10 protein-coding genes and 1 CRISPR repeat array are annotated in these 11,130 nt (G+C 63.4%); of the genes, 5 read left to right on the forward strand and 5 right to left on the reverse strand.

Annotated features, from left to right (window positions below; translation table 11 throughout):
* Window positions 1-20 precede the first annotated feature (20 nt).
* A CRISPR array of direct repeats spans window positions 21-825; the repeat unit is 36 nt; unit sequence GCTGGGAATCAATCACCAATCCCCTTTGATATACTG.
* A gap of 49 nt (window positions 826-874) precedes the next feature.
* From cas2 to cas9, 3 genes are read right to left on the reverse strand one after another with little or no spacing between them, the layout of a single operon-like run.
* The gene (gene cas2 / locus QZ149_RS09420; RefSeq protein WP_291451178.1) at window positions 875-1,195 is read right to left on the reverse strand and encodes a CRISPR-associated endonuclease Cas2; all 321 of its coding nucleotides are present in this window, start codon (window positions 1,193-1,195) and stop codon (window positions 875-877) included.
* A 1-nt stretch (window position 1,196) separates the two neighbouring features.
* Window positions 1,197-2,114, reverse strand: coding sequence for a type II CRISPR-associated endonuclease Cas1 (cas1, locus tag QZ149_RS09425; protein ID WP_291451179.1), 918 nt, complete (start codon window positions 2,112-2,114; stop codon window positions 1,197-1,199).
* A 3-nt stretch (window positions 2,115-2,117) separates the two neighbouring features.
* Window positions 2,118-5,504 carry a type II CRISPR RNA-guided endonuclease Cas9 gene (cas9, locus tag QZ149_RS09430; protein ID WP_291451180.1) on the reverse strand — a complete coding sequence of 1,129 codons (3,387 nt, stop codon included), beginning with the start codon at window positions 5,502-5,504 and terminating at the stop codon, window positions 2,118-2,120.
* 261 nt (window positions 5,505-5,765) lie between these two features.
* Here cas9 and QZ149_RS09435 point away from each other — a divergent pair, with 261 nt between their 5' ends.
* The 5 genes from QZ149_RS09435 (at window position 5,766) to QZ149_RS09455 (ending at window position 8,749) form a co-directional block, all read left to right on the forward strand.
* Window positions 5,766-6,017 (forward strand): hypothetical protein, encoded by a 252-nt coding sequence (locus QZ149_RS09435; RefSeq protein ID WP_291451181.1) that lies wholly within the window; start codon window positions 5,766-5,768, stop codon window positions 6,015-6,017.
* Between the two features lie 60 nt (window positions 6,018-6,077).
* The gene (locus QZ149_RS09440) at window positions 6,078-7,178 is read left to right on the forward strand and encodes an ATP-binding cassette domain-containing protein (protein WP_291451182.1); all 1,101 of its coding nucleotides are present in this window, start codon (window positions 6,078-6,080) and stop codon (window positions 7,176-7,178) included.
* Window positions 7,179-7,282: 104 nt separating this feature from the next.
* The gene (locus tag QZ149_RS09445) at window positions 7,283-7,741 is read left to right on the forward strand and encodes a phage holin family protein (RefSeq protein ID WP_291451183.1); all 459 of its coding nucleotides are present in this window, start codon (window positions 7,283-7,285) and stop codon (window positions 7,739-7,741) included.
* Window positions 7,738-8,175: a DUF3618 domain-containing protein gene (locus QZ149_RS09450; RefSeq protein WP_291451184.1), complete on the forward strand. Its 438-nt coding sequence runs from the start codon at window positions 7,738-7,740 to the stop codon at window positions 8,173-8,175. The genes QZ149_RS09445 and QZ149_RS09450 overlap by 4 nt, the downstream gene beginning before the upstream one ends.
* A gap of 295 nt (window positions 8,176-8,470) precedes the next feature.
* Complete coding sequence (locus tag QZ149_RS09455; protein WP_034505325.1) at window positions 8,471-8,749, forward strand: DUF3073 domain-containing protein; 279 nt, start codon at window positions 8,471-8,473, stop codon at window positions 8,747-8,749.
* A gap of 234 nt (window positions 8,750-8,983) precedes the next feature.
* Here QZ149_RS09455 and purM read toward each other — a convergent pair whose 3' ends face one another.
* Both purM and QZ149_RS09465 read right to left on the reverse strand, forming a co-directional pair.
* Window positions 8,984-10,144, reverse strand: coding sequence for a phosphoribosylformylglycinamidine cyclo-ligase (gene purM / locus QZ149_RS09460; protein WP_291451186.1), 1,161 nt, complete (start codon window positions 10,142-10,144; stop codon window positions 8,984-8,986).
* A gap of 100 nt (window positions 10,145-10,244) precedes the next feature.
* Window positions 10,245-11,130: amidophosphoribosyltransferase (locus QZ149_RS09465; protein WP_291451187.1), on the reverse strand; the 886-nt coding region annotated here is incomplete at its 5' end.

Here is an 11,130-nt window from a genome sequence, read left to right on the forward strand (position 1 = left end):
CCCGTTGTGCTGCGCCGCATGCTGGGAATCAATCACCAATCCCCTTTGATATACTGAGCTGGGGCTTGTAGCCCGCGCCGATCAGCTGGGAATCAATCACCAATCCCCTTTGATATACTGGACGGGCACATCGGGTCCGGGCCTCATAGCTGGGAATCAATCACCAATCCCCTTTGATATACTGGGAAATGAATCAGCAGGTCTGGGAGTTCGCTGGGAATCAATCACCAATCCCCTTTGATATACTGCTGGAAATCCTCAAGGCTAACCTTGCCGTGCTGGGAATCAATCACCAATCCCCTTTGATATACTGCTTTTGGTCTGTCGGGGGCTTGTCCCTGGCTGGGAATCAATCACCAATCCCCTTTGATATACTGAAGCGCATCGGCTCCTGAGCGGAAAGCTGCTGGGAATCAATCACCAATCCCCTTTGATATACTGTCATTCGCCACAGCTGTGTAGTAATACAGCTGGGAATCAATCACCAATCCCCTTTGATATACTGGACGTGGCGTGGCTGGCAGCCTGCATTGGCTGGGAATCAATCACCAATCCCCTTTGATATACTGACGATCGCCCCGACGTCGAAGCCGTCTGGCTGGGAATCAATCACCAATCCCCTTTGATATACTGCAGCTCGAAGCCAATGCTCATGCTCTTGGCTGGGAATCAATCACCAATCCCCTTTGATATACTGGGCATCAGCGGCGTCCCCATCACCTCAGGCTGGGAATCAATCACCAATCCCCTTTGATATACTGGCCACATACGCCCACCCGCCGTTACGGAGCTGGGAATCAATCACCAATCCCCTTTGATATACTGGGAACCCCGAATTTTCGGCAGAAAATAGCCGAAAACTCGGGGTTTTTAGTTAGAAAATCATGAGCTGCTCGGGTACTCCAGCCTCCTTCCGGGGCTTCGCGTTATCAAAACGAAGTCCCGTCGCCCACTGTCGATCCGTCAGAGCAAGCACCCGCACCTGCCCGCCCTCCGGCAGATGAGTCTTGATCGCCCTCAGCGTTGCATGGTCCTGCCCACCCGTCGGCCAGTACTTCACGTACACGCTGAACTGAACCATACAGAACCCCCAATCCAGCAGATCATTTCGGAAACGCGTCGCCTCACGACGCTGTTTCTTCGTCTCCACCGGGAGATCAAACATCACCAAGCACCACATCGCGTCATCCGCCATCTCAGTCACCCACGCCAACCCGCGATGGCCCCTGCCACGACACCACCTGAAGGCGATCAATATCCCCTTCGATATAGCGCCCAAAAGACTGAGCCAGCGCCTCGGCGACAGCAGGAATCCCATGACCATCCGCATCAAAACGCTGCGACGCAGCCGCGACCAGAAGCTGCTTGACCTCTCGATCCGAGGGGGAGGCCGTGGCGGGGAGAGGTAGTGCTACTTCGTCGATTGCAGGCCGGAAAGGCTCGATCAGGTCATCGGCCAGCGCGAACGCGTTTCCGCGTCCCCGGTGGAACACACCGAGTGCCGGAGCCAGACCAGCCGCGAGAACGGCGCGCATGAGATGCCCACGAAGTACTGCGTAGCCATAGTCCAGGCAGGCGTTGGCACCGATTAGCTGACCGGCCGCCGGCTGTCGCCCCACTCCCCGACCGAGCGTCCGCGACCAGTAGAGACGAGCGGCCTGAGCCTCAACGTTTCCGGGGTCGCCCGAGCGCACCTGGTCCGCGAGCGCAAGAAGCTCGCCGCTGCCTCGAATCTTCAGGTTCTCGAGAACGGATGCCTGGCCCTCGATTTTTGCGCGTACCAAGCGTGCCCACGCGTTTTTCTTCCGAGGCACCGAGACCTCTGCCTGCGCCCGGTGACGGGCTGCTACTCGTCCGTGATCCGACCACGAGTAGCAGCCGCCCTCTGGGATGCCCTTCCAGTCACAGAAGAGAACCGCGACATCTGCCTCAGACAGACGGTGAAGAACAGCGGCGCTCAGGTTGACCTTCATGCCGATAAGGACAACAGCCAGCTCTGCGACGGGCAGAACCGTCGATGTGCCCTCCTCAGTGCATACTTCCACGCCACCTCGCACCGCTCGCAAGTTCCCTTCGAAAGCGGACAGGTCGACAACGCGCCACTGCTCAGCCATGATTCACCTCAACTCTGATGAATTCGGAAGAGCGCCCCCAGAGTTTCGGCGTTCTTGTCCAAGGCAGTTCCTTCGGACAAGAACGGCAGACCCCGGAGAGAAAACTACGTTGACGGATGGTCTCCACCCTTGCCCTTCGAGAAGATCTTTCATCGCCTTTGAGGCTTCCCCATCCAGGCCCTCTCCCGCCAGTAGATATGGACGGAGGCGCAGCTTTGCAGGATCGGGGAACCCCGCAACTCTCCAGCTTGTCACCTGTGGATAACTAGCGAGTACAGCACCAACAAAACCGCCAGTGTACTTGTCACTCTCGAGCCGCAGCTCGTCGCCTTCAACCAGCCAGCCGATCTGCGTTGCCGTCCCGTCGGCCAGTGCCTTGCGAATCTTAGGTTCCGCGGTTCGCATCGAGATGGTCGACGGCTTGAGCGGCGTCGTGAAAAGATCCCGATCCTTGAGGCGCAGCAGATCTACTTGGAAGACGCGCACCATCGCGTATGTGGTTTTCTTTCCGTCAATCCGGTAGATCCTCGCGTGGTGAATGGAACTCCCGAGCTCCACGTATCCGCCGCGGACCTTCAGACAAGCGGCAGAGGAACCGAAGAAGTTCACCAGCTCCGTGGGCCCCACGCGGGTTCCATTCACTGAGATCGTGCGCTGCGGGTTCTCGGGCAGCCCCTTCTTCGGATCGAAGTCGGAGCACCGGGTGAGCGCGGTCCACAGGGCCGGAGTCTCAGCACGATCAATCAGTTCGACGGGCATGGCAGAACCGAGCGAGTGCTGCTCACCGTATCCCTTTGTGATGATCTGCTTCCCGTCCGGGGTCTTCGGCGGGCAGAACGAGCGCACGGTCGCGTCATGAATGACACTCGAACCAACGCGCAAGCGGATATTTTCAACGAAGGGGATCGCATTATCGCTCAGCGCGATGTTGAAAAGCTCAACACCGCTGAGCATCGACTCGCGCCACGACTCAAAGCGCTGCGAGGCTTCACCCGGTTTCCCATAGAAGTTCTTCCAGGTCTCCTCAACGCCCGTCAGGCGCTGCGCATCGCGCATGTTGAGTCGCAGCGCCAGCGTCCGCGACACCGACGGGTTCATAAGCGCGATGACGAGCGCATCCATCGCATGGTGACGCCGATCGAATCGGGTCTTGCCTCGGCCACCGATCAGGTTGACTCGGTTCTCGAAGCCCGAGGCCTTCCTGGCCTCCGCTGTCAACTGTCCTCGGTAGACCCCCACGGAAGGCACGAACTCTTCGTTTCGAGAACGATAGAAGCCCTCAATGCGAGTGCGCAGCTCGACAGCCATCCAGGCGACGGATTCCATGGAACGGCCGTCGAACTCCTGGTCCGGCTTCTTTGACTTGAGGCGCGCACAGACTTCGCGCTGCAGCTGCTTGAGCTGCTTAGGGGACACGCCGTTGTCACGCTGCCACATATTGACGCGCTCGAGCGCACCCGTCAGGGACACTCCCTGATTCGCTTTGTCTGACGATGCCCACACGGCAAAGGGAATCTTGCCCTTCATGTGGTTGCAGGTACGGCACACAGCAGCCAGGTTCGAGCGGTCGTTTGTCGATGAACCGTCCGCACGCGGAACAATGTGGTCCATTTCCGCGGTCGCATACGTGATCGGAGCGCCACAATACAAGCACTGGCAGTTCTGCCTCTGCAGCGCAAAGTACCTGATCTGATCAGAACGATGAACCTTGCCCGAAAGCCCCAACTGCTGAGCCATATCAGCAACGGCGGCAGCATTCGCTTTACGCCGTTTCTCGTTGTCCCGCATGAGCTCACGGGCGACTTTCTCCGACCCGAGGCCGTCGCGTGCATGCTCAATGTTGATAACCGTCGGCTCTCCCCACCGCTCCGTTGCTGCGTGGAGCCACCGGCTCACCTGCTTGAGAACGCGGTCGACGGCCGGGTTACCCGTCGGCGCGCCGATCGGCTCCACGGCGGGCTTCCAGTCATCACTGACGTTGAACTCCAGGCGCCGAGCCGTATGCAGATCAACACCGTCGCGAAGCATCCTGTCGGTGAGGCGACGCAGGGAATCCAAGGAATACGCGGCACGCCCCTGGGGCAGGGAGATCTTCTCGAACTCGAGTTGATCCTCCTCGGTCGCCTGTTCAAGCAGCTCCGTGACCTCGTCGTTGACGTCAGTTCCATCCTCGGAACCACCGGAGTTTGAGAAGGCGTCCACGAAGTAGCCGCGCTGTTCGTCGTCCGCTTCTTTCCACCACTCCTTCAGCCACTTGACCTTGCAGGCCATGATCTTCTCGGTGGTGACATCCGTTGGAGGATTACGTAGGACAGGCGACCCATCGAAAGCTGCCTTCGCGGTGCCGCGCAAGTCTGATCGCTCAATCCCAAGGTAATCCGCCAGGTCCTGCCACGTAACCTCCTGTTTGAGGCTAACTTGATCGATGAAGTCAACGAGTCGCTGGAGTTCGTCGGGAGTCAAGGGACGTTCCTCGCGTCCCTCACGAATGCGCAGGTTCGCCAGCACACTCACCATGCGGAACAGCTGGAATGCGGGATGCGCCTTCTCGGCGCGCACGTGCCTGCCCTGTCCCGGCAGTTCGTCGTAGCCGACGAGGCCGCGTTCCTTGGCGCTTCCCTTCGGAGACTTTGCCTCGAACACAACGCGAATCAGACGATCACGTTCCGCGGGTTCGATCCTTTGAACATCGCAGATCCGACGAATCTCCTGCGCATTATCGCTCTGGTGAAGTTTGCCAGCCAGGATCCCCTGGGGGCCTCTGAGCTTCGGAGTACCGGCACGGCCCACGTAGTCGGGATGCGCCAGGTAGGCGTCCACCAGCTGCCCGGGAGTCGCATCAGCCGGGAAAGCCCTCCCCAGCTTCTCACTAATACGATCGTTAAGCCCCTTGAGGAAGTCGCTCGGCTCGGAGGGCTGCAGCAGCGTCTCCACCTTCGCGTAGGGATTCCGCCAGCCTCGGTGACGGGCGATATGACGCAACGTGATCGAGAGCGCTTCCTTGCGCTTACCCTCATCTGGGATATACCCATCCAGCAAACGGGCACGTACGTGCCACGGCTCTCGAGGATCCTTGAAAGAAACGAGATCGGGTAGAGGCCAACCGAATTCCTTGGACAGAACACGATCAAGATTGACGAGGCGCTGGTGCCGCGTGCGGTAGAGGCGACGCGTCCGGCGGGCGACACCGGCGGTGAGCTTTCGACTCTTAGCTGCCTTGTTCTCGTTCGGGTCGACGCCGGCGTCGTGGATGAACACGATCGAATTCAGCAGCTGAATTGGCTGGTCATGCTGGTCGACCTCGACCGCGCAAAAACCAATAGACTTGAGGCCGACGTCGATGCCGACCCGGTAGCGAACACCCTGGACATTTGCTGAGGAATCAATCATGGATACATAGTGTCACATCCCACACGCATTTGCGCTCATTTCACAAAATACCGGGCGTTTCGCGAGGAAACGCCCGGTGGAGCATTCGGGGCCGCTAACGAGTCGACCCTTACTGAGAATCAATCGCTTACAGCGTATCACCACACAACACGCGACGCAAGCCACATTGCGAGTAAGTTTCGAGCAACATCACCAGCTCCACTCCCCTAGCTCCCGCGCGCCATTACGGCACAAACGACACGATCCTGAAACAATAGGGGCATGTCGAACGACTCGCGTAAAAACCTGCAGGGTACGGATGGCCAGGACGTGGCTGACTTGACGGCTGCCGCCAGGCAGGCCGTCTCGGAGCCGACCGCCGCTGCTGCGGTCGACGCTGCCGTCGAGGGGGCCACGGCCTCGTCGACGATGGGCGCGCAGGACGAGGCCTTCCTGACTGACGCTCAGCAGTCCCAGATCCCCCCGTACGCGCACAGCCCCCAGAGCGGTGCGCAGGCACCGGCGCGACCATGACCTTACTCTGCGTCCGGCGAGGAGCCGGTTGCTGCGGAGGGTAGTGGGGGGCCTGCGCACGTGCCCGCGACTGAGCCACGCCCGTGGTACCGTTCACGCCGCTCGTTTGCGGCGAAGGGCGGCGGAGGCAAGGTCCTGGTTGCCGGCCTGGGCCTGACCTACACGGATCACGCGACGGGCGCGGTCCTCCTGGCGAACGTGGACATGGGTTTCCGCGCGCGCACGCTGAGCGCGATCCTGGATCCGACGGGCCGCCGCGCTCGCGCCCTGTTCCTGATCCTTGCGGGCCTCGAAGAGCCGCAGGCTGGCCGCATTGTCGCTGCGCCGTCGCGTTCGTGGGTGGCGCGCCTGGCGGGCCGCATCGGCTCGGTGGCGCTGATCCGCATGGATTCTCCGCTGGATGAGACGCTGACGATCCGCCAGAACATCCTCGAACCCCTGTCGGCGACGGGTTCGATCGCGGACTGGGATAACCTGGTGGGGGCGCTCCAGGTGACGGGTCTGGCGCAGAGCGTTAATCAGTATCCCTCGGAGCTGACGCCGTGGGAGCGTTTCAAGGCGCTGATCGCTCGCGCGATCGTGTCCGGTGCGGAGGTGTTCCTCATTGAGGATCCGATTTCCCTGCCCGATGAGGCGCGCGCCGAGTTCGAGCCGCTCCTGAGGTCGCTGACCAAAGCGGGTTGCGCGGTCGTCGTCTCAACGCCGTCCCCGGAGCTAGCCGCCTCGACGGACCGTGCGATTCTGCTCACGAACAGTCGAGTGTCGCTCGACGCGCCGAACCCCACGCCCGTGATCATCGCGACGTCCCTGGAGGCCAACCCCGAGGATCAGAACACCCTCCGCGCATCGCTCCCCTCCCCCTTTGACGAGGTCGTGGCTGGCACCTCCGGTTCCGTTCCCTCATCGGTTCCCGTCCGCCGCTCGATTGGCGCGGCGACGAACGCTCAGGACTCGTCTTTTGACGAGGCCCCTGTGGACGAGACGGTACTCATTGCGCCGATTGAAACGAACGCTGGTTCAGCCGACAACGCGCCACTCCGCGACATCCCCGCGGTCGATTCTGAGGACCCAGCACAGACCGAGAATGAGGTCTCCGAGCTGGTCGTGCGCGCCCGCAAGATCCTGTCGGATCTGCCGGGTCCCATCGCACCGAAGGAGTAACGCGAGGAGTAGTGTACGGGTCACTGCGGGCCGCCTCTCTTCATGAGAGACTAGGCTTATCAGGCGAGCCGTCGCCTCGTTACCCCGCACGCGCAGGAGCCCCTATGACCCAGTCTATCCCCCAGCCCGGGCAGTACCCGCCGCCCGAGGCCCCCACGCAGCACGCGACTCCCGCCTCCGAGGCACGCCCCAGCATTGGCAGCCTCGTCGCGCTGGTGACCAGCCAACTGTCGGGAATTCTGCGTGACGAGATCGAGCTCAATAAGACGAAGGCGCGCGCTTTCGCCGCCAAGAGTGGTAAGGGTGCGGGCCTGCTCATCACGGCCGCCGTTTTCGCGCTTTTCCTACTGGGTTGGACTCTCCACACGGTCGAGGTCCTCCTGGCCCTCGTGGTTCCGGCGTGGGCAGCGTCGCTGATTGTCGTCGTAATCCTGCTGGTCATCGTAGCGACCCTGGCTCTAGCGGGTAAGAACGCCCTCCAGAGCGCGCAGAAGCACCGTCCGGATCCGGCGGCATCGGTGGCCGCTACCAAGGAAGCTATCGAGAAGGGACTGGGCAAGTGAGCAACTCCGTTGACCCGCGCACCGTGACCGTCGGAGAGCGCGCCGCTCAGCCTTCTGGCCCGCGCACCGAAGCTCAGATCGAGGCCGACCTCGAGCGTCAGCGCGCCGAGCTGGCCGCCACGATCGATCAGCTCTACGCGCGCGTGCAGCCCGCCACCATCGCCCAGGAGGTGAAGGAGGAAGCCACCGTGCGCTTCGAGTCCTTCAAGGAGACCGCGTCCCTGACCCTGCAGGACGCCATCGGCGGCAACACGGAGGCCATCAAGAAGGTCGCCGTCGTCGCCCTGTCCACGGTGGGTGCCATCGGTGTCCTCGTCCTGCTGGCCACGCGTAAGCCGCGCCGCGCACGCCGTCAGGCTCGCCGCATCGGCCGCGAGGCCGCCAAGCAGACTCTCGCCGCGCTCGCGAAGGCCGACGAGGCCGTGGACGCCTGACTCGTCCGCCTTTCCGTGTGCTCCCCTCGCCCGGGCATCCCGCTCGTGCGAGGGGATTGCGCATCTGCGACCTTACAGATCAATCCGTAATACCGTTCACATGACGCTGCGCGTCGCACATGTTTTCGGCGTGTTGTCGGGGATTCACCCCCTTCGAGTCAATCCGCTCTGCGCGCAAAAACCGATCCAAGGTGAGGTCAAGCCGTTCCATTAGCTATGATGGTCCCACGAAACATTTTGAACACCCAGGGAACCGCTTGATGCGGACCCGAACGACGCGGAGGGGGTCGACGCCATGGGGCGCGGCCGTCAAAAGGCTAAGCAGATGAAAGTCGCTCGGAAGCTGAAGTACTTCAGCCCCGACACCGACCTACACGCACTTCAGCGAGAGCTGGCGGATGAGGACTCGTACACGACGAACAGTGCCGTGGACGAGCCTGAAGAGGACGATGCAATCGACGACGACCTCTACTCGAAATACGCCGACTTCGCGGATATTCCGGCAGAGGACGACGACATCGATCCGAAGCAGCTCGATGAGTCCTTCTGGACGGGTGGTTCCTCCACCAAGTAACGGCTGAGCCATTCGGCGGACCGGCCCCGGTCCGCCGTTTTGGCGTACCCGAAGCCCGCCAACAGGCCACAGGTCTGCGCCCGCGCGCATCAGCGCACCGCGCACACGGCTGTGATGCGCACCCGCCGAAGCCTCCCGTCTGGCCGCGCCGATGCCTCGTCCATCCCCAAGCGCAGCGGGGCCGAGGATACCCGGCCCCAGCCCCGCACGCTCGTGCTCAGAGACGCAGAAGAATCAGCCGAGGCGGTACTCGCCGTGCAGCAGCACGGCACCCGCCTGGACACCCTTCGTGCCGGAGATGAGGCGCACGCCGGAGGAGTCCGCGCTCAGTTCCGAGACCAACCCGAAGCCAGCCACCGTACCGTCAGCACCGGCCGACGTAACGGAGCCCAGGACCCATGCGGCCACCCCGGCCTCGTTGATCGCGGCCAGGACCTCGGAGGCCACGGACGCGGAGACGACGGCGACCATGCCGACGCCCAGGTTCAGGGAGTCCTCCATGCCGACCCAGGTGACGTCGCCGCCGCGGCGCACCCAGTCGAAAACAGCGGGCACGGTCCACGTGGCGCGGTCGACGGTGGCGATGGCACCCTGGGGCAGGACGCGCGACAGGTTCGCGGCCAGGCCGCCGCCGGTCACGTGCGAGTAGGCGTGGATACCGCCGACCCCGAAACGCTCGACCAGGTCAAGGCACAGGCGAGTGTACAGGCGGGTGGGTTCGAGGAGTTCCTCGCCGAGGGTGCGGCCAAACTCGGCTACGTGGGACTCCAGCGACGCGCCGACGCGGGAGACGACTGAGCGCACCAGCGAGTAGCCGTTGGAGTGCAGGCCCGAGGAGGCCATCGCGATAACGGCATCCCCATCGCTCACGCGCTCGGGACCCAGCAGCTTCGAGGCGTCCACGACGCCGGTCGCCGCACCCGCGATATCGTAGTCGTCGGGTTCCATGACGCCCGGGTGCTCCGCGGTCTCGCCGCCGATGAGGGGCGTGCCCGTGGCCTCACAGGCCCGCGCGATGCCGGTGACGATGGAGGCGATGCGCTCGGGGACCACGTGCCCGCAGGCGATATAGTCGGTCATGAGGACCGGGCGCGCGCCGATCACGACGATGTCATCGACGACCATGCCGACCAGGTCCTGGCCGATCGTGTCGTGCACATCCATGACCTGCGCAATCGCGATCTTCGTGCCCACGCCGTCCGTGGAGGTCGCCAGGAGCGGCTTCTCCATGCCCAGCAGCGCCGACGCGTCGACCATGCCGGCGAATCCGCCGGTCGCGCCGAGCACGGTGGAGTCGTGGGTGGCGGCGACGGCGCTCTTCATCAGCTCGACGGCACGGTCTCCCGCCGCCGTGTCGACGCCAGCGGTCGCGTAGTCAAGGGGGGTGTCGGTCATGGGTGGTGCCTTTCGCGGATGGCGCTCGACGAGGCCGTGTCTGGGTGGTCGGGTTGAGAACGACGCCCGCGGCGCAGGGGTTGCGTCGCGGGCGTGGAGGTTAGCAGGGGGTGGCTTCGGGGGTTCCGGGCACGGGCGTCCCGGCGGGGATCGTCTCGGGGTATTCGCCGGTGAAGCAGCCCAGGCACAGGGAGTTGCCCTGTCCGGTGGCCGCGACCATCCCGTCGATCGACAGGTAGGCCAGGGAGTCGGCGCCCAGGTGTTCGCGGACCTGCTCGACGCTCATGGACGAGGCGATGAGCTCGGCGCGCGTCGGGAAATCGATACCGAAGAAGCACGGCCACGCAACCGGCGGGGACGAGATGCGGATGTGCACCTCGGCGGCCCCGGCCTCGCGCAGCATCTTGACGAGCGCGCGCTGCGTGTTGCCGCGAACGATCGAGTCGTCGATGACGACCAGGCGCTTGCCCTCGATGACCTCGCGCAGGGGGTTGAGCTTGAGGCGGATGCCCAGCTGGCGCAGGGACTGCGTGGGCTGGATGAAGGTGCGGCCCACGTATGCGTTCTTCACGAGGCCCTGGGCGAAGGGGATGCCGGACTCCTGCGCGTAGCCGATCGCGGCGGGCGTGCCCGAGTCGGGCGTGGGGATCACCAGGTCCGCCTCGATGGGGTTTTCGCGCGCCAGCGCGGCACCCATCTCGTGGCGTGCAGCCACGATCCGGCGCCCGCCGATCGTCGTGTCGGGGCGGGCCAGGTACACGTACTCGAAGACGCAGGTGTTGGAGCGGCGCACGGCGAAGCGTCGCGAGTGCACGCCCGAGGCGTCGATGGAGATGAGCTCGCCGGGCTCGACCTCGCGCACGAAGGTCGCGCCGCACAGGTCCAGGGCAGCTGTCTCGGAGGCGACAACCCAGCCGGAGGCCAGGCGACCGAGCACGAGCGGGCGGTAGCCGTGCGGGTCGCGCGCTGCGTACAGCGTGTGCTCG

Source organism: Actinomyces sp. ICM47, assembly GCF_905369875.1.
Classification (GTDB): Bacteria; Actinomycetota; Actinomycetes; order Actinomycetales; family Actinomycetaceae; genus Pauljensenia.

What these genes read in the sequence shown, in the direction of transcription:
- cas2 (WP_291451178.1), bottom strand. Translation starts at nt 1,195, where the DNA reads ATGGCGGATGACGCGATGTGGTGCTTGGTGATGTTTGATCTCCCGGTG.
- cas1 (WP_291451179.1), bottom strand. Translation starts at nt 2,114, where the DNA reads ATGGCTGAGCAGTGGCGCGTTGTCGACCTGTCCGCTTTCGAAGGGAAC.
- cas9 (WP_291451180.1), bottom strand. Translation starts at nt 5,504, where the DNA reads ATGATTGATTCCTCAGCAAATGTCCAGGGTGTTCGCTACCGGGTCGGC.
- QZ149_RS09435 (WP_291451181.1), top strand. Translation starts at nt 5,766, where the DNA reads ATGTCGAACGACTCGCGTAAAAACCTGCAGGGTACGGATGGCCAGGAC.
- QZ149_RS09445 (WP_291451183.1), top strand. Translation starts at nt 7,283, where the DNA reads ATGACCCAGTCTATCCCCCAGCCCGGGCAGTACCCGCCGCCCGAGGCC.
- QZ149_RS09455 (WP_034505325.1), top strand. Translation starts at nt 8,471, where the DNA reads ATGGGGCGCGGCCGTCAAAAGGCTAAGCAGATGAAAGTCGCTCGGAAG.
- purM (WP_291451186.1), bottom strand. Translation starts at nt 10,144, where the DNA reads ATGACCGACACCCCCCTTGACTACGCGACCGCTGGCGTCGACACGGCG.